The organism is Acetobacter fabarum (assembly GCF_011516925.1).
Lineage (GTDB): Bacteria > Pseudomonadota > Alphaproteobacteria > Acetobacterales > Acetobacteraceae > Acetobacter > Acetobacter fabarum.
The window spans coordinates 135816-156099 of the sequence record NZ_WOTG01000002.1 but is presented as its reverse complement, the minus strand read 5'-3'; the positions used below and the strand labels follow the sequence as shown (position 1 = coordinate 156099).

Annotated in this window: 22 protein-coding genes; 13 read left to right on the top strand and 9 right to left on the bottom strand. The window is 62.1% G+C overall.

Annotated elements, in window-relative coordinates; translation table 11 throughout:
• The 7 genes from tatC to GOB83_RS03755 all read right to left on the bottom strand — a co-directional run bounded on the left by tatC (position 1) and on the right by GOB83_RS03755 (position 7439).
• A complete protein-coding gene (gene tatC / locus GOB83_RS03785; RefSeq protein ID WP_095349286.1) occupies positions 1–822 on the bottom strand; it encodes a twin-arginine translocase subunit TatC in 822 nt (273 codons plus the stop codon).
• Entirely contained in the window at positions 819–1574 is a 756-nt protein-coding gene (gene tatB / locus GOB83_RS03780) for a Sec-independent protein translocase protein TatB (protein WP_165925287.1), read from the bottom strand. The genes tatC and tatB overlap by 4 nt, the downstream gene beginning before the upstream one ends.
• A gap of 74 nt (positions 1575–1648) precedes the next feature.
• Positions 1649–2410, bottom strand: a complete 762-nt coding sequence (scpB, locus tag GOB83_RS03775) for an SMC-Scp complex subunit ScpB (protein ID WP_165925286.1) — start codon at positions 2408–2410, stop codon at positions 1649–1651.
• Positions 2407–3366 (bottom strand): segregation and condensation protein A, encoded by a 960-nt coding sequence (locus GOB83_RS03770; protein WP_242005725.1) that lies wholly within the window; start codon positions 3364–3366, stop codon positions 2407–2409. The genes scpB and GOB83_RS03770 overlap by 4 nt, the downstream gene beginning before the upstream one ends.
• Positions 3367–3386: 20 nt before the next feature.
• Positions 3387–4409, bottom strand: a complete 1023-nt coding sequence (locus GOB83_RS03765; RefSeq protein WP_165925285.1) for an SPOR domain-containing protein — start codon at positions 4407–4409, stop codon at positions 3387–3389.
• A complete protein-coding gene (argS, locus tag GOB83_RS03760) occupies positions 4409–6208 on the bottom strand; it encodes an arginine--tRNA ligase (RefSeq protein ID WP_165925284.1) in 1800 nt (599 codons plus the stop codon). The genes GOB83_RS03765 and argS overlap by 1 nt, the downstream gene beginning before the upstream one ends.
• 40 nt (positions 6209–6248) lie before the next feature.
• Complete coding sequence (locus GOB83_RS03755; RefSeq protein WP_095349291.1) at positions 6249–7439, bottom strand: deoxyguanosinetriphosphate triphosphohydrolase; 1191 nt, start codon at positions 7437–7439, stop codon at positions 6249–6251.
• 137 nt (positions 7440–7576) lie between these two features.
• Here GOB83_RS03755 and GOB83_RS03750 point away from each other — a divergent pair, with 137 nt between their 5' ends.
• From GOB83_RS03750 to GOB83_RS03705, 10 genes are all read left to right on the top strand, one after another.
• Positions 7577–7948: a HesB/IscA family protein gene (locus tag GOB83_RS03750; RefSeq protein ID WP_095349292.1), complete on the top strand. Its 372-nt coding sequence runs from the start codon at positions 7577–7579 to the stop codon at positions 7946–7948.
• Positions 7945–8730 (top strand): exodeoxyribonuclease III, encoded by a 786-nt coding sequence (locus GOB83_RS03745; RefSeq protein WP_165925283.1) that lies wholly within the window; start codon positions 7945–7947, stop codon positions 8728–8730. The genes GOB83_RS03750 and GOB83_RS03745 overlap by 4 nt, the downstream gene beginning before the upstream one ends.
• Complete coding sequence (locus tag GOB83_RS03740; RefSeq protein ID WP_165925282.1) at positions 8708–9313, top strand: GNAT family N-acetyltransferase; 606 nt, start codon at positions 8708–8710, stop codon at positions 9311–9313. The genes GOB83_RS03745 and GOB83_RS03740 overlap by 23 nt, the downstream gene beginning before the upstream one ends.
• A gap of 196 nt (positions 9314–9509) precedes the next feature.
• Positions 9510–9590 (top strand): pyrroloquinoline quinone precursor peptide PqqA, encoded by an 81-nt coding sequence (gene pqqA / locus GOB83_RS03735; RefSeq protein ID WP_035370857.1) that lies wholly within the window; start codon positions 9510–9512, stop codon positions 9588–9590.
• Positions 9591–9677: 87 nt separating this feature from the next.
• On the top strand, positions 9678–10589 hold the full coding sequence (pqqB, locus tag GOB83_RS03730) for a pyrroloquinoline quinone biosynthesis protein PqqB (RefSeq protein ID WP_165925281.1): 912 nt from the start codon (positions 9678–9680) through the stop codon (positions 10587–10589).
• Entirely contained in the window at positions 10586–11326 is a 741-nt protein-coding gene (gene pqqC, locus GOB83_RS03725; RefSeq protein WP_165925280.1) for a pyrroloquinoline-quinone synthase PqqC, read from the top strand. Before pqqB ends, pqqC begins: the two co-directional genes overlap by 4 nt.
• Positions 11323–11619 carry a pyrroloquinoline quinone biosynthesis peptide chaperone PqqD gene (pqqD, locus tag GOB83_RS03720; RefSeq protein WP_086646625.1) on the top strand — a complete coding sequence of 99 codons (297 nt, stop codon included), beginning with the start codon at positions 11323–11325 and terminating at the stop codon, positions 11617–11619. Before pqqC ends, pqqD begins: the two co-directional genes overlap by 4 nt.
• Complete coding sequence (gene pqqE, locus GOB83_RS03715) at positions 11616–12704, top strand: pyrroloquinoline quinone biosynthesis protein PqqE (protein ID WP_165925279.1); 1089 nt, start codon at positions 11616–11618, stop codon at positions 12702–12704. The genes pqqD and pqqE overlap by 4 nt, the downstream gene beginning before the upstream one ends.
• A 202-nt stretch (positions 12705–12906) precedes the next feature.
• On the top strand, positions 12907–13854 hold the full coding sequence (locus GOB83_RS03710; RefSeq protein ID WP_165925278.1) for a DMT family transporter: 948 nt from the start codon (positions 12907–12909) through the stop codon (positions 13852–13854).
• Positions 13855–13980: 126 nt separating this feature from the next.
• The gene (locus GOB83_RS03705) at positions 13981–14337 is read left to right on the top strand and encodes a zinc ribbon domain-containing protein YjdM (protein WP_165925277.1); all 357 of its coding nucleotides are present in this window, start codon (positions 13981–13983) and stop codon (positions 14335–14337) included.
• 221 nt (positions 14338–14558) lie between these two features.
• Here the strand turns inward: GOB83_RS03705 and GOB83_RS03700 are convergent, their stop codons facing one another.
• Both GOB83_RS03700 and GOB83_RS03695 read right to left on the bottom strand, forming a co-directional pair.
• Entirely contained in the window at positions 14559–15572 is a 1014-nt protein-coding gene (locus GOB83_RS03700; protein ID WP_086646623.1) for a ferritin family protein, read from the bottom strand.
• Between the two features lie 130 nt (positions 15573–15702).
• Positions 15703–16377, bottom strand: coding sequence for an ATP-dependent Clp protease proteolytic subunit (locus GOB83_RS03695; RefSeq protein ID WP_194301280.1), 675 nt, complete (start codon positions 16375–16377; stop codon positions 15703–15705).
• A gap of 127 nt (positions 16378–16504) precedes the next feature.
• Here GOB83_RS03695 and GOB83_RS03690 point away from each other — a divergent pair, with 127 nt between their 5' ends.
• The 3 genes from GOB83_RS03690 (at position 16505) to GOB83_RS03680 (ending at position 20242) form a co-directional block, all read left to right on the top strand.
• The gene (locus GOB83_RS03690) at positions 16505–17530 is read left to right on the top strand and encodes an OmpA family protein (protein WP_242005724.1); all 1026 of its coding nucleotides are present in this window, start codon (positions 16505–16507) and stop codon (positions 17528–17530) included.
• 166 nt (positions 17531–17696) lie between these two features.
• Positions 17697–18932, top strand: coding sequence for an LL-diaminopimelate aminotransferase (locus GOB83_RS03685; RefSeq protein ID WP_086646621.1), 1236 nt, complete (start codon positions 17697–17699; stop codon positions 18930–18932).
• Complete coding sequence (locus tag GOB83_RS03680; protein WP_165925275.1) at positions 18929–20242, top strand: homoserine dehydrogenase; 1314 nt, start codon at positions 18929–18931, stop codon at positions 20240–20242. The genes GOB83_RS03685 and GOB83_RS03680 overlap by 4 nt, the downstream gene beginning before the upstream one ends.
• Positions 20243–20284 lie beyond the last annotated feature (42 nt).

The window sequence follows — 20284 nt, the reverse complement described above, 5'->3', positions numbered from 1 at the left end:
TCAGGGAACCTCCTGCTCGGGGTTGGTCGTATCCGCCAGCGGCCGTTTAGGCTCGATCAGGCGGGCACACAGAATGGAAATTTCGTAAAGCAACACCAGCGGCACAGCCAGACCGAACTGGGTAATGGGGTCGGGCGGCATAAAAATGGCCCCAAGCACAAACGCGCCCACAATGGCGTAGCGGCGGAACTTGCGCAGCATGGCGGAGGTCACAATACCCACACGGGCAAGCAGGCTGAGCACCACCGGCAGCTCGAACGCAATGCCAAACGCCATGATCATCTTCATGACCAGAGACAGATATTCCGACACCTTGGCCTGAAGTTCGATCTGTACCTGATCGCCCCCCGCACCCGGCGTCTGGAACGACACGAAAAACCGCCATGCCACAGGGAAAATAAAGTAATACGCCAGCGCCGCCCCGGCCACGAACAGCACAGGCGTTGCGATTAGGAACGGCGCAAAAGCCCGTTTTTCCGATCGGTAAAGCCCCGGCGCAATAAACATCCACGCCTGTATGGCCACGATGGGAAAAGACAAAAACGCCGCCCCGAACAGGGCCACCCGGATATAGGTGAAAAACGCCTCATACAGTGCGGTATAAATCAGGTGGGGCTGCTCCCCACGCTGGCGCATGATCTCGCCTAACGGGCGGGCCAGAAACAGGTAAATATCACCCGCGTAATGGTAGCACAGGGCAAAACACACAATAAACGCAGCCCCCGACCACAGCAGGCGGCGGCGCAGCTCCAGCAGATGCTCCAGCAGGGGCATGGGCTGGTCGTGGATCGGGTCTTCCTGATGAGGGGCGTTATCGCTCATGCCTGCGGGTCCGTTGTCGTGCTGGCGGGTCCATGCGCTGCCGTAACGGCCTGCGTTCTATTCTCGACCTCTTCCCCCGCTGGCTCTGCGCCCGCCGGGGTGGGTTGCTCTGGCGTAAAGGGAGGCGCAACGGCCTGCCCCGTCATGGGCTGGTCCTCCAGCCCGGCAATAACGCCGGGGGCCACGCTACGGCCTGCATGCATAAGCCGCACGGGGGGGAGGATGGCAGGCGGATGCAGCCGGTCCTGCTCGCGCAGGATGCGGCGCACAATAATGGGGGGCAGTTCGGGGGGAGCACTGTCCACCTGCCGGTCCTGCACACTTTCCTGCCATGCCGGGGCGGAGCCGTAGTGCTCATGGCCCATAGGCGTGGTGGCGTAGTCCGCTGTTGCGGGGGCGGGGCTTGCCGAGCGGGGCATGGCATCCAGCGCTCTGGGGCCGGAGGGGACAAAACGCTCGGTTACGGGTGGGGCGGATACAGCCCTGTTCAGGCTCCCATCGCTATCCAGCGCCTTCATGATCCGGCCGCGCACGTTCAGGTTTTTCAGGTCCCGCACATGCTCGCTTACCTCGGACAGGTCAGCCTCACGCACCACCTCATCAAGGTGGGACTGGAACTCGCTGGCCAGCGCACGGGCTTTTTTAATGCCTTTTGCAAGCCCGCGAATAGCAACCGGCAGGTCCTTGGGGCCAATAACAACCAGAGCCACCGCGCCGATCAGGGCGAATTCCGACCATGCAAAATCAAACATACCAAGCCCCGTTCACGCCCACCCCATGCGACCCACAACATAGTCCTGCAACACAGTCAGGGCGTGCATCTCTATCACGGACCATCGGGGGCGGGAACCGCAACCTGTGCAACCTGCTCATCTGCCGTGCCGGTTGCGGGGAGTACCTCTGGCTCTTCCCCCACCTGCTCCGGGGTATCCCCCGGGGAGTGGGGGCCCTCATCAGGCCCTTGCCCTGCGGCCTGAAACGCCATAGCCGACTGGGGCAGCCCGCCCTCCCCCGGATTTTGGGGCACATCCACCATAAGCTCCTCACGCCGTGGCATGTCGGAGAGTGCGCGCAGGCCAAAATGACGCAAAAAGTCGGCCGTGGTGCCCCACAGGACCGGCCTGCCCGGTACCTCCTTGCGGCCACGCGGGGCAATCAGCTCCGCCTCGATCAGGGTATCGAGCACATTCTGCCCAAGGCTTACGCCACGAATTTCTTCTATTTCCACACGGGTACAGGGCTGGTGGTAGGCAATAATGGCCAGTGTTTCCATCACCGCGCGGGGCAGCCGCCTTGGCCGCTCCAGCACGCGGGTTAAGAGCGGTGCCAGATCGGGGGCGGTACGGAACTGCCAGCCACCGGCTACCTCTACGGGGAACACGCCCCTGCCCTCATAACGGCGGCACAGTTCGGCCAGAACAGCCGCCACAAAAGCCCCCAGGTCTTCCTCCCCCGTGGGCATGATCTGCCTGCCTTCCAGCAGGTCTGCCAGACGGCGGGCACTCACGGGTTCGGTCGAGGCAAAAATAAGGGCTTCGGCCAGCCTTACGGCTTCATCCGGCACAGTCAGGGGGGCGGGGGTGGTCATGCGTCCTGCTTCTTTTCTCTGGTGTGCCTAGGCGTGGCGTCCTCTGCGGGGGCGGGGTCTTCCTCCGGTTCGGGCTGCGGGTCGGTGGCCTCTGCCTGCTCATGCGGGCGGAGCATGATCTGGCCAAAGGTTTCATCCTGCCGCAGTTCAAGCCGACCGGTCTTGGCCAGTTCCAACCCTGCGATCAGGGTGCCAGCCATGGCGGCGCGGCGCTGGCGCAGGGCATCCTCCCCCTCCGCCTGACCGGGCAGGCTGTCTGGCAGAAAAGCGTCCAGCGTGCTCCAGCCCGGTGGGGTTTCGCCCAGCAGACGGGTCAGCCTGCTCAGCGCATCCTGCACAGTCCAGAACCGGATCGTGCGGGGGGCGTAAATCCGCCTGCGTGCGGTGCGTCTTACACAGGCAAGGTAAGCCCGCATAAGCTGGGCCATATCCAGCGCCAGACCGGAGCGGTCCACCTCCACCAGATTTTCGGGCAGGCCACGGGCAAACACATCACGCCCAAGGCGGGGCCGCACATCCAGCCAGCGGGCCAGCTCACCCATGCAGGCCAGCTCTATCAGCCGTTCTTGCAACAGCTCGGCGGCTTCCTCCCCCTCCATGGCCAGTTCGTCATCGGCGGGGAGCAGCAGGCGGGATTTGAGCCATGCCAGCCATGCGGCCATAACCAGCCAGTCTGCTGCCAGTTCCAGCCGGACACGGCGGGCATTTTCCACCACAGCCAGATACTGTTCGACCAGTTGCAGGATGGAAATCCGGGCGAGGTCCACCTTTTGCGCCCGCGCCAGATCGAGCAGAAGGTCCATTGGCCCTTCAAACCCCTCCAGCCGCAAAAGCGGTACACGTGGCACGTGGTCCTGCGCCGCATCATGCGGCGCAGTGGTTTGCGGGTCTGCCGGTTTGTGGGCAGGGGGGGGCTGCGTGCCCTCCCCTGCCGGATGCACAGTTTGGGATTCCATCAGGCGTTCCACAGGTGGCGTCAGGGACGCACCACCATGCAGGCCATACCACGCTCACGCACCGAGGAGCAGAAATCCTTTGCATCCGCCACGGCACCAAAGCCCAGCACGCGCAGGCGGTAGAACGTGGCGTTATTCTGCTCGGTACGGACAAAGGCGGGGGTCACATCACCGAACAGGGTTGGGTAACGGGTTTTGAGCCGTGCCCATTCCTTCTGGGCTTCTGCCTCAGTTTGCAGGGCTGCCAGCTGGACCTGATACTTGCCCCCTGCCGTACCATGTGGAGCAGTTGCGGCTTTTTTGGCCGCAGGTTTGGCAACCGGAGCGGCTTCCTCTTCCCCATCGGAGGCATCATCCGTGGGAATGGGGGCTTCCTTAAGCGGTTCGGGCACTGCGGCCTCGGCTACGGGAGCGTCCGCCCCCTGCGCGGGCAAAGCGGCGGAGGGCACAGGCTTAAGGGCTGCGCCATCGGCCTGTGCGGCATCCTGCGCTGTGGGTTCAGCTGCGGGAGCCGCAGGTGCAGGTGCAGCCGCACCCGCTGCCGGAGTGGTGCCTGCATTATCCGCCGCTACGGGGGCTGGGGCACCCACCGGGGCAGGCTGGCCACCGTACTGGGCAGCAAGGGCTGCGGGGTTGGGTTTTTCAGGCGCGGGCACGGGGTGGCCCTGCTGGTTTGCATCTGCATCAGGCAGGGCCAGCGTATCAAGCTGCATACCGCCCGGATCAACCGGCTTGGTGCGCATGGCAACCGGGGGGGGCCCCATAACGGGAATACCGCTCTGGTGGTGGCCCAGCACGGCCCAGCCGCCAATACCCAGCACCAGCAGCCCGCCCAGCCCGGCCGCACCGTAAGCCAGACGCCGCGTGCCGGACTCACTGCCCAAAAAGCTGGTGAACATATCCATCAGCTTGCTGCCACCGGCCAATTTGTTGCCTGTTGCCGAGCGCGTGGCGGGTTTGTCGTCATAATCCATGCTCATGCGCTCACGCGCACGGCTGATCCGTTCTTCCACCGTAGAGCTGGGGCGGTCATCCTCACTCATCAGCGCATTTCCTCCACCGGGTCCACACCCATAACCGCAAGGCCGGAGCGGATCACCGCCGCCGTAGCCGCCACAAGGGCCAGACGCGCGCGCGTGGCTTCCACCGCACCAGCCTGCAGGAACCTCAGGGACGCATCATCACGCCCACGGTTCCACAGCGCATGAAAATCACCCGCCAGTTCGGCCAGATAGAACGCAATACGGTGCGGCTCCCGCGCAAAGGCAGCGGCTTCCACCATACGCGGCCATTCAGCCAGACGGCGCACCAGAGCCATTTCCGCGTCCGAGGTCAGGCTGTCCAGCGTGGCGGTGGCAAGGGCTGCGTTGTCCACTGCGCCGTAGGCCCCTTCTTCTGCGGCACTGCGCAGCACGGAGCGGCAGCGGGCATGGGCATACTGCACATAAAACACGGGGTTATCACGCTGCTGGGCCACCACAAGGTCCAGATCAAACTCCATCTGGGCATCGCTCTTGCGGGTGAGCATGGTAAAGCGCACGGCGTCACGCCCGACTTCGTCAATCAGGTCCCGCAGGGTAACGAACGTGCCTGCACGCTTGGACATTTTGACCGGCTGACCATCACGCAGAATATGCACGATCTGGCACAGCAGCACTTCCAGCGGTACGGTATCCCCCGTAAGGGCCTTTACGGCAGCCTTCATGCGTTTGACGTAACCGCCATGGTCCGCACCCCACACGTCAATCATGACCTGTGCGCCACGGGCGACCTTGTCCATGTGGTAGCCAATATCATTGGCAAAGTAGGTGTTGGTACCATCCGACTTGCGCAGCGGGCGGTCCACATCATCCCCAAAGCTGGTGGAGCGGAACAGGAGCTGTTCGCGCTCTTCCCAGTCTTCTGGCAGTTTGCCTTTGGGGGGCTCCAGCACGCCGTTATACAGCAGGTCGGCCTTGGCCAGCTGGTCTATGGCGGCATCGGTTACGCCACGGGCCAGCACATCCGCCTCGGACGAAAACACATCGTGGTGCACGCCAAGCGCTGCGAGGTCTTCCTTGATCGCGCTTAACATATGGGTCACGGCAAAGCCGCGCACGGTTTCTAGCCATGTTGCGGCAGGGGCTGGCAGGGGTGTTCCGTCCACGTCCACTTCGGCCAGCTTGTTGCCAAACTCGGCTGCCAGTGCCTCACCCACGGGAATGAGGTATTCGCCCTGATATTGCAGGCCACCGGGGGCAAGGGCCGAAAAATCGTCCTGCGTCATTCTGGTGCCCAGCACCTGCAGGTAGCGCCAGTATGCCGCCCATGCCAGCGCCTTGACCTGATTCCCCGCATCGTTGATGTAGAATTCCTTGGTCACGTCAAACCCGGCCTTGGCCATAAGGTTGGCCAGAGCATCGCCCACCACAGCACCGCGGCAATGGCCGACATGCATGGGGCCGGTGGGGTTGGCGGATACGTATTCCACATTCACCCGCACGCCCTTGCCTGCTGTGGACTGGCCATAGGCCTCACCCACAGTCAGCACCACGGGCAGCACGGCCCGCAGCACGGCGGGTTGCAGGGTGATGTTGACAAAACCGGGCCCGGCGGCAGCCACAGCGGCAATGCCTTCCACCTTTTGCAGGGCGCTGACCAGATCAGCCGCAATATCGGCCGGTTTGCGGCGCGCAGCCTTGGCTAGCAGCAGGGCGGCGTTTGTTGCCATGTCCCCGTGCGCGGGGTCACGCGTGGGGGTCAGTTCCACGCGGGCCAGCGTTTCCTCCGCCACGTCGGGCAACAGTTCGCGCACAACGGCCAGAACATGATGACGGTAACGCTGGAAAACACACTCGGACATAGACGACTCAACCCCGTAATTGGTGCAGCAAACGCGTTTATCAGCCTGCAACGGCCAGGTCCGTCAACCGCCTATGTTCTTCCATGGCGTATCGATCGGTCATGGAAGCCACGTAATCCGCCACGGTGCGGTGCACGGCTGCCTTATCTTTATCCCCCAGACGCTGCTGCCATTCGGCTGGCAACAGGTTTGGCGACTCCGTAAGGGTGGAAAACAGCTCCCCTGTTACGTGGCGGGCCTTGTGGGTCATGCGGTTGACCCGCCAGTGCCTGTACAGCTTGGCAAACAGGAACTTGCGGATCCCCTTATTGGCCTCATCCATGGCGGGGCCAAAGGCCACAACGGGTGCGCTGGCAGCACGAATATCCTCAACACTGCGCGGGGCCAGATCCGCCAGCCGCGCTCGCGTGCACACCAGCACATCGGTCACCAGAGCATGAATGACACGGCGCACCATTTCGTGCCGGATACGCTGGTGGGTGCGGGTGTCGGTTTTTGGCAGGTCTGCCGCCAGTGCGCGGGCTTCGGCCAGAGCCTGCCCGACCAGTGGCACATCCACCAGATCATCCAGCGACAGCAGGCCGGACTTTACGCCATCATCCAGATCATGCCCGTGGTAGGCAATGTCATCCGCCAGAGCAGCCACCTGTGCTTCGGCCGAGGCATAACCGCCCAACTCCAGCGGGAACAGCGCATCCACCTCTGCCAGTCTGGCGGAGGGCCTGCGCACGGGGCCATTATGTTTGGCCAGCCCTTCCAGCGTCTCCCATGTCAGGTTCAGGCCATCAAACGCCAGATAGCGCCGCTCCAGCAGCATGACCTGCCGCAGCGCCTGCGCGTTATGGTCAAACCCGCCGTACTCCTGCATGCGCGCGGCAAGTGCATCTTCCCCCGCATGGCCAAAGGGGGTGTGGCCAAGGTCATGCGCCAAGGCCACGGCCTCGGTCAGGTCTTCATCCAGCCGCAGGTAGCGGGCCATGGAACGGGCCACCTGCGCCACTTCCAGCGAATGGGTCAGCCGGGTGCGGAAAAAATCGCCCTCGTGGTTAATGAACACCTGCGTTTTATACTGCAAACGCCTGAAGCCGGAGGAATGCACCACCCTGTCCCGGTCACGCTGCCAGGGGGAGCGGGTCAGGGATTCGGGCTCTGCGTGCAGGCGCCTGCCCCGGCCCTCGCCGGGCTGCACGGCATAGGGCATCAGCTCATCGCGTTGTGTGGCTTGCAGCATTACGCACCTCCTGGCCTGTCCGGGCGGCACAATGCCCACGGACCATGCCGCCTGATCTTAGGCTATTGGAGGAAAGTTGACCATTGGAGGCGTCTTGCCCCTTCAAACCTGCACGCGGGCGGATTATCTATGGGGGTATGACACAGCCAGCCCCCACTTTTTCCGTCTCCGACTCCGCTGCCAACCGCATTGCCAGCGTTATCGCCAAAAAACAGGCCAGTGCCACCACCGGGCAGGAAGCCCCGGTTGCCCTGCGCGTAGCAGTGGAAGCAGGGGGGTGCAACGGGTTCCAGTATCAGTTCATCCTCACCCCGCCCGGCGGGCTGGCCGCTGATGACGTGCGCATAGAAAAAAACGGCGCGCTGGTGGTGGTGGACCCCACAAGTCTGGACCTGCTGGCCGGGGCGGAGCTGACCTTTGAGGACAAGCTGATGGGGGCACATTTTGCCGTAGCCAACCCCAATGCGGCGTCCTCCTGCGGGTGCGGCACGAGCTTTTCCCTCGCATGAAAATCGCGACATGGAACATCAACTCGGTGCGTCTGCGGCAGGATCTGGTGCTGGACTGGCTGGCGCGCGAACAGCCCGATGTGCTGATGTTGCAGGAAATCAAATGCGAGACGCATCTGTTCCCCTCCGAGGTTTTTGCGCAGGCCGGCTACCGCAGCGCCGTTGTGGGGCAGAAATCCTATAACGGCGTAGCCACACTGGTCCGTGGGGATTTTACAGTCACAACCGAGCATCTGCCCGGCTTTACCGACCCTGCCGCCCGGTATGTGGAGGTTTGCACCCAAGGGCTGGTGCTGGGCAACCTGTACCTACCCAATGGCAATTCCGGCGCGGAACAGGGTTACGCCACCAAGCTGGAGTTTCTGGCAGCACTCACCGCGCGCGCGCAGGATTTTTTGCAGCAGGATACGGACTTTGTGCTGGCGGGGGATTACAATATCTGCCCCACCCCAGAGGACTGCGCCCCCGGTGCGCTGGCCCCGGATGACGCCCTTGTACGCCCGCAAAGCCGGGCAGCATGGCGGCAACTGCGCTGGCTAGGCCTGACCGATGCCCTGCGCGCCCTGCACCCCCACGGTGCGGCCTATACATTCTGGGATTATCAGGCCGGAGCATGGCCACGGGACAGCGGGTTGCGGATCGACCATATGCTGCTCTCCCCCCGTGTGGCCGAACGCCTGCAAACAGCACAACCCGACCGGGAGGAACGCGGCAAGGAGCGCCCATCCGACCACGTGCCGCTTATTGTCACGCTGGAAAATGGCACACCCACACCCAGCTAGGCCCACAGGCACAGGAGGCGACCCTGCCACGGGTGCCCGCCTGCCCTGCACCATCCGCCTCGCCTGTTTGGCGGATGCCCCGCACCTGCCTGCACTGGAGCGCGATGCCGCACAGGCATTTGCCAGCATACCGGAACTGGCCTGGCTGGCCGGGGGTGATGTGCTCCCCCTTGCCGAACATACTGCCAGCATAGCCGCGCAAGCCTGCTGGGTTGCTGCCAGTGCTGCGGGGCCGCTGCTGGGGTTTGTCACAGCGCACCCTTACGGGCAGGACCTGCATATTCAGGAAATGTCGGTCACGCGGGCAGCACAGGGCCAGGGGCTGGGCCGCCGCCTGCTGCACGCCGTATGCACAGCCGCACAGAAGCGGGGATTGCAGCGCGTAACACTTACCACGTTTGTCAACGTGCCATGGAACGCGCCATTCTATGCCTCGGCCGGGTTTTGCCATGTGCCCGATGCCGCACTGGACGCACGGCTGGCCAGCATACTGGCGCATGAGCACGCCACCGGCCTTGCCGCAATACCCCGCTGCGCCATGCAGTATGCTGTACCTGCGACGGCTGAATGTGTTTCAAAATGAAACAGTTGCGCCGCTCAAAGCGGGCATGCGCCATCACACTGCCGTGATAAGGCCGCACCTTCTCCCCTTATGGCAGTACCAGCCCTTGCACGTTTGTTTTTTTTCATCACACTAACCACGCTCTGACGCACCGCACGTACCTGCGATGTGTGGCTGCGTTTTGTGCACACCACACCCAATGCCAAGGAGAAACATCATGGCCTGGAACGCACCGAAAGTGACGGAAATTCCGTTGGGCGCAGAAATCAACAGCTATGTCTGCGGTCAGAAAAAATAAGAGAGGGCATGCCCTCTCTCAGCCGTCAGGCGGGTTGGTGCCTCACCGACTTTCCCCCTGACGGCTTTTTTGTTTAGAAAGCGTCGTATGCTTGATATTGTCGTCCTTGGCGCAGCCGCTGGTGGCGGTTTTCCGCAATGGAACTCCAACGCCCCTGCCTGCCGCCGCGCCCGCGCGGGTGACCCCGCAGCCCCCGCCCGCACACAGGCCTCCATAGCCGTTAGCGGGAATGGCACGTCGTGGTACGTGCTGAATGCCTCCCCCGACCTGCGGACCCAGATCAACCAGACCCCCGACCTGCACCCGCGCACCGGCCTGCGCTCCACCCCCATTGCCGGGGTTGTGCTGACCAGTGGGGAAATTGACGCCATTACCGGCCTGCTCACCCTGCGCGAGCGACAGGCGTTTGAGCTGTATGCAACGCAGCCGGTGCTGGACCAGCTGGACGCAAACCCCATTTTTACAGCCCTCGACCGCACACTGGTGCCCCGCCTGCCCATGGTGCTCGACCGCCCGATTGCCCTGGACCCACCGGGCTTTTGCATCACCCCGTTTTCCGCTCCCGGCAAAGTCCCCCTTTATGCCGAAAAAGCGGAAAACCCGGCCGAAATCATGACGAATGGTGAAACCATCGGGCTGGAAATAACCGATGGCACCGCCCGCGCCCTGTTTATTCCCGGCTGCGCGATGATGACGGATGAACTGCGCGCCCACATTCAGGGAGCCGACGCCGTATTTTTTGACGGCACGCTCTGGACGGATGATGAAATGGTGCGCGCGGGCCTTGGCAGCAAAACCGGCCACCGCATGGGCCATATGTCCCTCGCCGACCAGCCCGATGGCACGTTCTGCGCTTTTGCGGATTTGAATGTGACCCGCAAAATCCTCATCCACATCAACAATTCCAACCCTGTTCTGCTGGCCGACAGCACCGAGCGCCAGCAGGCCGAAGCCGCAGGCTGGGAAGTGGCCTTTGATGGCATGAAGGTAAGATTATGACAGACCGTATTCTCACCCCCGATGAACTGGAAGCCGCCCTGCGCGCCATTGGTGCCGAGCGCTACCACAACCTGCACCCCTTCCACCGTGCCTTGCACGACGGCAAGCTGAACAAGGGGCAGGTACAGGCCTGGGCACTGAACCGCTATTACTATCAGGCCAGCATTCCCGCCAAGGATGCCTCCCTGCTGGCCCGCCTGCCCACCACGGAGCTGCGGCGTGAATGGCGGCGCAGACTGGAAGACCATGATGGCACACAGCCCGGCACGGGGGGTGTTGCCCGCTGGCTCAAACTGACCGATGGCCTCGGGCTGGACCGCGCTTATGTGGAATCGCTCGATGGGCTGCTGCCCGGCACGCGCTTTGCCGTGGAAGCCTATGTGCAGTTCGTGCGGGAACGCTCCATTCTGGAGGCCATTGCCTCTTCCCTGACCGAGCTGTTCTCCCCCACCATTATCAGCGAGCGGGTTGCGGGCATGCTCAGCAACTACGATTTTGTCACCGAGGAAACACTCGCCTACTTCAAGCCCCGGCTCACGCAGGCCCCGCAGGATTCCGCTTTTGCGCTGGCCTATGTGCGCGAGCACGCCCGCACGGCAGAGCAGCAGACAGCGGTGCTCAACGCGCTCAGGTTCAAATGCAACGTGTTGTGGTCCATGCTGGATGCACTGGATTACGCCTATGTGGTCCCCGGGCGTGTTCCCCCCGGTGCATTCCGCCCAGGCCCGCAGGCATGACCGAGGCCACAGGCCCAACTTTGTGCGAGACGACCGTGCCACGCTTTGCGCGTGGCACCCGCCTGCAATATGACCGCGTGCGGGAGGTCTGGTTTATTCAGGCCCCCGAGCGCGCTTTTCATGCCGATGCCATTGCCGCCGAAGTGCTGCAACTGGTGGATGGCACCCGCCCGCTCCACACCATTATAGACCTGCTGGCCGAAAAATTTACCGCCCCCCGTGCCGTTATTGCGCAGGACGTTCTGGCCATGGTGGCAGAACTGGCCACAAAGCAGGTGCTGCTGCCCGCATGAGCGCGCCCCCTCCCCCCATGAGCCTGCTGGCGGAGCTTACCCACCGCTGCCCCCTGCAATGCCCCTACTGTTCCAACCCGCTTATGCTCGACCCCAGAACGCAGGAGCTAGGCACCACGGAATGGCAGCGTGTGCTGGACGAGGCGGCGCTGATGGGCGTGTTGCAGGTTCATTTTTCTGGCGGGGAGCCAATGGCCCGCCCCGACCTGCCAGAACTTGTGCGCCACGCAGCACAGGCTGGCCTGTATTCCAACCTGATCACCTCTGGCGTGCTGATCCGCCCGGACACACTGCGCGCTCTGGCCGATGCAGGGCTGGACCATATCCAGCTTTCTTTTCAGGACGTGGACCCCGCCAGCGCGGACCGCATTGCCAACATGGCAGGCGCACACGCCAAAAAGCTGGAAGCAGCGCGCCTGATTACCGCAGAGGGTCTGCCACTCACGCTCAATTTTGTCATCCATCGCCAGAATGCCGAGCGTGTGCCCGCCATGCTGGAACTGGCTGAACAGCTTGGCGCCAGACGGGTGGAAATTGCCCACACCCAGTATTATGGCTGGGGCCTGCTTAACCGCGATGCTCTCCTGCCCGACCGCGCCCAGATAGAGGCCACGACCGAAGCCGTAGCCGCAGCCCGCACCCGGCTGGCAGGGCGCATGAGCATAGATTTTGTTACCCCCGATTATTACGAGGACCGGCCCAAACCCTGCATGGGCGGATGGGGCCAGCGTTTTTTAAACATTACCCCCACAGGCAAGGTGCTCCCCTGCCACGCGGCAGAAACCATTCCCAACATTACCTTCCCCAATGTGCGCGAGGCAGGCCTTGCTGCCATATGGGAGGATTCCCCCATTTTTAACCTGTTCCGCGGCACGGAATGGATGCCCGAGCCCTGCCAGTCCTGCGCGTTCAAGGAGGAAGACTGGGGGGGCTGCCGTTGTCAGGCACTGGCACTGGCCGGCAAGGCGGATGCGGCAGACCCGGTCTGCCACAAGGCCCCCGATCACAAACAGGTCACACAAGCTATTGCCCAGCGCCCCCAAACGCCGCCCCCCTTCCGCTACAGGCGCTTCGGGAACGCCTGAGGCAAAAAGGGTTTTTACAAAACCGGCCACTACCTGACCCAAACAACGCCACGGATGCCACGTGCAGGCGCAGGACATGCGAACAAATTGCATCACAGCCGCACTTATGGCTAAGAGGCACCAGTAACCCGCTCGGACCCGAGCGCCCCACAATTTGCCCGGGCCGCATGGCCCCACACCCCCGGCCAAGGCGACCAACCCCATGCACCACCCAGCCGCACAGCATAACCTTGGCAAAGGCATTGCCTGCGGTGTTGGGGCGGGCGCATTGTGGGGGCTTGTTTTTCTGGCCCCCGAGCTGATCCGCAACTTCAGCGCGCTGGAAATGGCCTGTGGCCGCTACGTGCTGTACGGCCTGTTTGCCGCTGCTATGGTTGCACCACGCTGGCAGGTGCTCAGCCATACCGTAAGCCTGCGCACATGGTGGACGCTGAGCTGGCTCTCCTTTGCGGGGAATACGGCTTATTATGTGCTGCTCTCGAGCGCTGTCAAAAACGGGGGCATTACCAGCACCACTCTTGTAATCGGCTTTTTGCCTGTGTTGGTGACACTGGTTGGCAGCCGCGACAAGGACGCCCTGCCCCTGCGCCAGCTTTTGCCTTCCATCCTGCTGTGCCTGACCGGTGCTGCGTGCATTGGCTGGCAGGCCATGCATACGCATGCACATTCTGTTGCACGTGCGCCTTTTGTGGGGTTGCTCTGCGCTGTTGCAGCCCTTGGCTCCTGGACACTCTATGCCGTGGGGAATAGCCGCGCACTTGTGCGCCAGCGGCATTTTTCCGCCCATGACTGGAACCTGCTGACCGGGCTTGCCACTGGTGCCCAGAATGTGGTCCTGCTCCCCCTTGCCCTTCTGCTGGACAGCACAGCCCACGGGCTGGAGCAATGGCGCAACTTTGCACTGGTGAGTGCGGGCGTAGCTCTGCTGGCTTCCATTGCAGGCAACGCACTGTGGAACAGAATGAACCAGCTCCTCCCGCTAACACTGGTGGGGCAGATGATTCTGTTCGAAACCCTGTTTTCCCTCTGCTACGGCTTCATATGGGAGCAGCGACTGCCCAGCGGGATGGAAACACTGGCCTTTGGCTGTGTGGTGCTGAGCGTATTGCTGTGCGTACGCGCCCACCGCAAACCGGCAGCCGCTGCGTAACCCCCAACTGCTTCCACTTTTTGCCTGCTGAGCTAACGGGAGCGCCAGCCTGCTTTTTCCCCTGCTATTTCTATTACCGGGCGCATGTATTAGGTTGCGCCGCATTGTAACCACGGGGGGATGACCATGAGCGACGAACACAAATGCCCGCAATGCGGCTGTGAACATATCTATCAGGATGGCGGGCTATGGGTCTGCCCCGAATGTGCGCACGAATGGAACGAATTCTCCACCAGTGCAACGGATGCGGATGCAGGCGGTTCTGGCGTTATTCATGATGCCAACGGCAACGTTCTGGCTGACGGGGACACCATTACAGTCACCAAGGACCTTAAGGTAAAAGGGTCTTCTCTGGTGGTTAAAAGCGGCACCAAGGTCAAGAACATCAAACTGGTCGATGCCACGGACGGCCACAACATTGCGTGCAAAATAAGCGGCATCGGGGCCATGAACCTGAAGTCGGAATTTGTAAAAAAATCCTGAACTCCCGCACAAGACCTTACTGGCATGGGCCACACAAAGCCCCATGCCAGTACATAGGGTTTGGAAAAAACAAACCTATTATGAGGTCTCTGACTTACAGAAGTATGCCGCGCCTACGCACTTGCTGAGCCAATATCTGGCTGCGTTTTGTGCCTATGCCCAAAACAAAACAGCCTGCCCCATAAGGGCAGGCTGCATGCAAACCACGACAGGCAAAAAGCTCAGGCGGCTTTTTTACCGTTGGCCTTGAAAATACCCGATGTAAATTCCCACACCCGACCCACATTGCGGATCACCTTGGCAATGGCGGGGGTTGTGGTCGGGCGCAGCAGGCGCGGGTCATACCCGGCAAAGCGCCGATCATCTTCTTCCAGACACAGGTCCATAAAGTCCGGCAGGCTGATCTGGATGTTGGTCACTTCCTTGGTGCCGGTTACGGTAAAGTTGTTGTCCTGCGTATGGACCTGCCCGCTATCATCCACCGTGCGGGCAAGGCTCATGCGTTCGTAGGCCAGAAAGCCCCAAACAGCCCATACCTTTGCCTCAAAGAACGGGCGACGCCACCACGGCATAACCGCGCGATACCAAGCCAGCCAGTTGGCAAAGAGCAGGATATGGCGGCATTCTTCCTGCATGATCGGCTCGAACGTGTCGGTCAGGGCTTCGGGGAAGTAGCCCGAACGCTTGGCCAGTTCGAACATGCCAAACGCAAAAAAGCTATCCACGCATTCCGAAAAACCAGTGACCAGATAGGCCCATTCCACGTCCTTCGGCTCCACATACGGGGGCTCGGGGGCCATGGGAATGTTGTAGGCTGCCACCATTTTGGACAGCACTTCCTTATGCCGGTTTTCTTCCCACGCATTGCGTGAGATGGCGTCCTTGACATCAGGATCCGTGACCAGACTGGCGTAAGCGGCCATACGCAGGCGGGCCTTGCCCTCGGTCTGCACGGCAATATCCCAGATCGGCAGGGAGGTTACGCGGTGCAGGGTTTCGGGGTCCAGCTTGGGCCAGTCAATGACAGATGGCTTGTACGGGTTGAACGTGTCGCGGAACATGGCCGCGAGTGCGCGCTTATGCTCTTCCGAACCCGGCTTAAGCGGCCCGCGAATGGGGCTCAGCCAATGCCGCGCGCGGAAATCCGCTTCGGCCACAGCCTCGGCATTAGGGGGTGCAGGAAGGTCATCCATACTTTCCGGCAGATGGGAGTAAATATCGCTCAGAGAACCCATGTGAGGAACCCGTTATCTGGGGACCTCCCCTTTTTGCAACCGGCCCTGACTGGCTGGAACGTCGGAAGGTCCAATAAACCTGAAACATGCCGCCATCCCCATTGCCGGGAATGGCGACGACGCCCCCGTGTTAGTGCAGATCAGCCAGCTTAGAAATGATCTTGGTCACTAAACCGTAATCTATCGCTTCTTTTGCGGACATCCAGTAGTTGCGGTCCGTGTCCTTGACGACTTTTTCGTAAGGCTGCCCGGTTTCACGCGCGAAAAGGTGGTTCAGGCGTTCGCGCATTTTAATGATCTCGCGCGCTTCGATATCAATATCGGTTGCCGGACCACGCACACCGCCCATGGGCTGGTGCAGCAGAAAGCGCGTGTTGGGCAGGCAGAATCGGCGGTCCTTGTGACCTGCGGCAAAAATAAGCGCGCCAGCAGAAGCCACCCAGCCCGTGCCGATCATGTTGACCGGAGCAATCGAATCGACAAAGCGGATCATGTCATGGATCGTGTCGCCACTTTCCACGTGCCCGCCGGGGGAGTTGACGTACACATCAATCGGCTTGTCGGATTCACCGGCCAGTGCCAGCAGGCGGCCGGTTACGTCGCGCGCAACCTTGTCGTTTATCCCACCAAAAATAAGCACCTTACGCTGCTTGAACAGCTTGTGCTCCAGTTCGCCCTGCGGGGCGCCAGAGGCCTTGCCTTCCTCTTTTTCGGGGGTTTCCGGTTCATCGTCCAGCCTGATGGCGTTACGGGAGAAGATGCCTGTCATTGCTGTCTCCGCACATTGTTCCGTAGCAGTGTTCATTCCCTTATCCTGCGCTGCCCGAACGTGCCTGCCAAGGGGCAATCATGCGCTCTCTCGCCACGGGGGAGGGAAAAGGGTAAGGTGCGGGGCAATTTTATATCAGGTTTTTCGGAGCATTCCCCCCGCCATGCAGCAGCCCCCTCTGGAGCAGAAGCCGACCAGCCGGACCAACGCCCCCCGGCCAGACCGCTTTTTGCAGGCTGCCAGCATGGCTGCTCTTGTTGCACTGGGTGGCACATTAAGCGCCTGCCAGCACCGCGATGCTATTGATACAGCGCTGGACTGGTCACGCAGTATGCGCGGCGGCGCCATTGCCGAGCAGCGCCCCCCACCACCCGGGCGCTACGACCCCTACCCCAAAGTGGGCCTGACCCCAACGGATGTGCCCGAAGTGCCCTCCCCCGATGCGCGCGCCCTGTTAAGCGAACAGCTGACCCGCGACCGCAACCTGACCTACCGGACCGTGGCCGCCAACGGGACCATGATCCCCAACATTCCGCCCCCACCCAATGCAAGCGGCAGAACCAGTACGCAAAAGGCCCAGCCGACCCTGCCCGCAGGCGTAAGCGGCGCGGTGATGGATGCAGCCGACAGCGCCCCCCAGCCCGTGCGGGCACCCCTGCGTTCGGCCGTATCCAGCCTGCCTGCAGGCACCACGGCCTCCTCCCCCGCACCGGAGGAAGCCGAGGCGGAAGTGGCCATGCCCGAGGTGCACAAAAAAGCGGATATTCCCGAATTACGCCCCGACCAGATTCCGCAAATACCTCAAACCCCGCCCACGGCCCCCAGCTTCCCCGGTTTTGATGTGCCAACGGATGCAAACCTGCCCGATGCCGTGCGCCCCAACTATGACCTGACCGATATAAAAGGCACGGCCTTCCATTTTGTGCCCCAGTCCGACCAGCTCTCCAGCGGGCAGGACGCGGCACTGGCCAAGATTGTGCAAAAATGGCCAAACGGCCCCCTGACCATCCGCGGGTTTGGTGATGCCGCATCCATGAGCCCGCAGGATCAGGCCGATGCCGTACGCCTTGGGCTGCTGCGTGCCCAGCGCCTTGCCGTGGAACTGACCGGACGGGGCATTCCCGCCAGCGCCATAACCGTACGGGGCGATGCCTTTGGCACAGGGGCAAAGGTGGTTACCCCGCCCTGATCCCGCGCACACACCCCTTTTGCTCCGCCCCACATGCGGTAAAAACGCACCCGCACGGCGGTTTTGCATCCAGAGGAGTTGCCTGTTCCATTTTGGCGATTACTATGCTCACTCCCTTCATCCTACAGGGGCCATGTTCCCTGTCCTTTCAGAGCACCCAAAGTCCATGACCGAAGAGTTCCATCGCATCCGCCGCCTGCCGCCTTATGTTTTCGCCTCTGTCAATCAGGCCAAGGCAGCAGCGCGCGCACGGGGCGAGGATATTATTGACCTTGGCATGGGCAACCCCGACACCCCCACCCCACCCCATATTGTGAACAAACTGATTGAAACGGTGAACGACCCACGCTCGCACCGTTACTCGGTCAGCCGTGGCATTCCCGGCCTGCGCAAGGCCGTGGCGGGGTATTATGACCGGCGCTTCAACGTCAAACTCAACCCCGACAGCGAAGTGATTGTTACCCTTGGCTCCAAGGAAGGGCTGGCCAATCTGGCCTCCGCCATTACCAGCCCGGGGGACACCATTCTGGTGCCCAACCCGTCTTACCCCATTCACCAGTTCGGGTTTATTATTGCGGGTGCGTCCGTGCGCTCCATCCCCGCCACCCCGAACGAGGACATGCTGCGCGCACTTGAGCGCGCCGTGCGCCACTCCGTGCCCAAACCCACGGCGCTGATTGTCAACTTCCCGTCCAACCCCACATCGTATCTGGCTGATCTGGATTTTTATAAGGAACTGGTCGCCTTTGCCCGGCGTGAGGAAATCTGGATTCTGTCCGACCTTGCCTATGCCGAAATCTATTTTGGCGATCTGGTTCCCCCTTCCATTCTGGCCGTTCCGGGCGCACGTGACATTGCGGTGGAATTTACCTCGCTCTCCAAGACCTACTCCATGGCTGGCTGGCGCGTGGGTTTTGCCGCAGGCAACGAACGGCTGATTTCCGCCCTCACCCGCATTAAATCCTATCTGGATTACGGGGCCTTCACCCCCATTCAGGTTGCCGCCGTAACCGCGCTGAACGGCCCGCAGGACTGCGTGGCCGACCTGCGCAACCTGTACAAGGAACGGCGCGACGTGCTGATCAAGGGCCTGCATTCCGCCGGGTGGGACGTGCCCTCCCCCGAAGGGTCCATGTTTGCATGGGCTCCCATTCCCGAACCTTTCCGCGAGATGGGGAGTGTTGCCTTCTCCAAACTCCTGCTTGAAGAAGCCGGCGTTGCCGTGGCACCGGGCCTTGGGTTTGGTGAATATGGTGATGACCACGTCCGCATCGGGCTGGTGGAAAACACCCACCGCCTGCGGCAGGCCCTGCGCTCCATCAAGGGCTTTATGGCCGCCCACGGCGTCAAGGCCCCTCCCTCCTCCAACCCAGCCCAAAAACCGGAGTCTGTTGCACCGTGACATCCTGTTCCTCTTCTTCTCCTCTTCGTCTTGGCATTGCCGGGCTCGGCACGGTTGGCGCGGGCGTTATCAAACTGCTGCGGGCCAATGCGGACCTGCTGAGCGCACGGGCAGGCCGCCCGCTGGAGGTTGTGGCCGTTAGCGCGCGCGAGCGCACGCGGGACCGTGGGGTGGATGTGTCCGCCCTGCGCTGGCACGACAACGCCGCCGATCTGGTAAACGACCCCGATGTGGACGTGGTGGTGGAGCTGATTGGCGGGGCAGAAGGCACCGCCCGTACGCTGGTGGAAGCAGCCCTTAAAGCTGGCAAACCTGTGGTTACCGCCAACAAGGCGCTGCTGGCCCTGCATGGCTCCACCCTTGCCCGCCTGAGTGCTGACAACAACGCCCCCCTGCTGTTTGAAGCAGCGGTTGCTGGCGGTATTCCCGCTATTAAAACCGTGCGCGAAGGGCTGGCAGCGGACCGCCTGCTGCGCGTGGGCGGTATTCTTAACGGCACCTGCAACTACATCCTCACCGTCATGCGCGAGACGGGCAAGGATTTTGCAACCGTGCTCAAGGATGCGCAGGACCTCGGCTATGCCGAAGCCGACCCCTCCACCGATGTGGACGGGCTGGACGCAGCCCACAAACTGACCATTCTGGCTGGTCTGGCCTTTGGTCAGCCCGTAGCGTTTGACAGCGTGCATGTAGAGGGCATCCGCCGCATTGGTGCGGTGGACCAGAGTTTTGCCCGCGCCCTTGGCTACCGGATCAAACTGCTGGGCCTTGCCAGCATGACCGATGCCGGGCTGCACGCCCGCGTAACCCCCTGCCTTGTGCCCCAGCAGGCTCCGCTGGCACAGGTGGATGGCGTCTTTAACGCTGTGGTGGCTGAAGGCGAGTTTGTTGGCCGGATCATGATCGAAGGACGCGGGGCCGGTGCTGGCCCCACGGCCAGTGCGGTCACGGCGGATCTGGTGGATATTGCCCGTGGCAACACCATTGCCGTGTGGGGCGTGCAGACCAGCGCCCAGCCCCCGCTGCGGGCCTGCCCCATTTCCAGCGGGGAAGGTGCCTTCTACCTGCGCCTGATGGTGGAAGACCGCCCCGGCGTTATTGCCGACATTACCGCCATCCTGCGTGATTGTGGCGTATCGCTGCGCAGCATGCTCCAGCACCCGGCGGAAAATGACAGCACGCCTTATGTTCCCCTTGTTCTGGTCACACATCGGACATCCGAGGCGGCTATGCAGGACGCCGTCACCCGGATTGACGCTTTGACTGTTGTGACAGACTCCACAGTTGTGATCCGGATCGAGGCTGCCTGAAGCAACCCGCCAGCCCCGCCCGATCAATTGTGTAATTAAGGA

Bases quoted from the DNA above. Each gene is read 5' to 3' on its own strand.
- tatC (WP_095349286.1), bottom strand. From the start codon at position 822: ATGAGCGATAACGCCCCTCATCAGGAAGACCCGATCCACGACCAGCCC.
- tatB (WP_165925287.1), bottom strand. From the start codon at position 1,574: ATGTTTGATTTTGCATGGTCGGAATTCGCCCTGATCGGCGCGGTGGCT.
- scpB (WP_165925286.1), bottom strand. From the start codon at position 2,410: ATGACCACCCCCGCCCCCCTGACTGTGCCGGATGAAGCCGTAAGGCTG.
- GOB83_RS03770 (WP_242005725.1), bottom strand. From the start codon at position 3,366: ATGGAATCCCAAACTGTGCATCCGGCAGGGGAGGGCACGCAGCCCCCC.
- GOB83_RS03765 (WP_165925285.1), bottom strand. From the start codon at position 4,409: ATGAGTGAGGATGACCGCCCCAGCTCTACGGTGGAAGAACGGATCAGC.
- argS (WP_165925284.1), bottom strand. From the start codon at position 6,208: ATGTCCGAGTGTGTTTTCCAGCGTTACCGTCATCATGTTCTGGCCGTT.
- GOB83_RS03755 (WP_095349291.1), bottom strand. From the start codon at position 7,439: ATGCTGCAAGCCACACAACGCGATGAGCTGATGCCCTATGCCGTGCAG.
- GOB83_RS03750 (WP_095349292.1), top strand. From the start codon at position 7,577: ATGACACAGCCAGCCCCCACTTTTTCCGTCTCCGACTCCGCTGCCAAC.
- GOB83_RS03745 (WP_165925283.1), top strand. From the start codon at position 7,945: ATGAAAATCGCGACATGGAACATCAACTCGGTGCGTCTGCGGCAGGAT.
- GOB83_RS03740 (WP_165925282.1), top strand. From the start codon at position 8,708: ATGGCACACCCACACCCAGCTAGGCCCACAGGCACAGGAGGCGACCCT.
- pqqA (WP_035370857.1), top strand. From the start codon at position 9,510: ATGGCCTGGAACGCACCGAAAGTGACGGAAATTCCGTTGGGCGCAGAA.
- pqqB (WP_165925281.1), top strand. From the start codon at position 9,678: ATGCTTGATATTGTCGTCCTTGGCGCAGCCGCTGGTGGCGGTTTTCCG.
- pqqC (WP_165925280.1), top strand. From the start codon at position 10,586: ATGACAGACCGTATTCTCACCCCCGATGAACTGGAAGCCGCCCTGCGC.
- pqqD (WP_086646625.1), top strand. From the start codon at position 11,323: ATGACCGAGGCCACAGGCCCAACTTTGTGCGAGACGACCGTGCCACGC.
- pqqE (WP_165925279.1), top strand. From the start codon at position 11,616: ATGAGCGCGCCCCCTCCCCCCATGAGCCTGCTGGCGGAGCTTACCCAC.
- GOB83_RS03710 (WP_165925278.1), top strand. From the start codon at position 12,907: ATGCACCACCCAGCCGCACAGCATAACCTTGGCAAAGGCATTGCCTGC.
- GOB83_RS03705 (WP_165925277.1), top strand. From the start codon at position 13,981: ATGAGCGACGAACACAAATGCCCGCAATGCGGCTGTGAACATATCTAT.
- GOB83_RS03700 (WP_086646623.1), bottom strand. From the start codon at position 15,572: ATGGGTTCTCTGAGCGATATTTACTCCCATCTGCCGGAAAGTATGGAT.
- GOB83_RS03695 (WP_194301280.1), bottom strand. From the start codon at position 16,377: ATGAACACTGCTACGGAACAATGTGCGGAGACAGCAATGACAGGCATC.
- GOB83_RS03690 (WP_242005724.1), top strand. From the start codon at position 16,505: ATGCAGCAGCCCCCTCTGGAGCAGAAGCCGACCAGCCGGACCAACGCC.
- GOB83_RS03685 (WP_086646621.1), top strand. From the start codon at position 17,697: ATGACCGAAGAGTTCCATCGCATCCGCCGCCTGCCGCCTTATGTTTTC.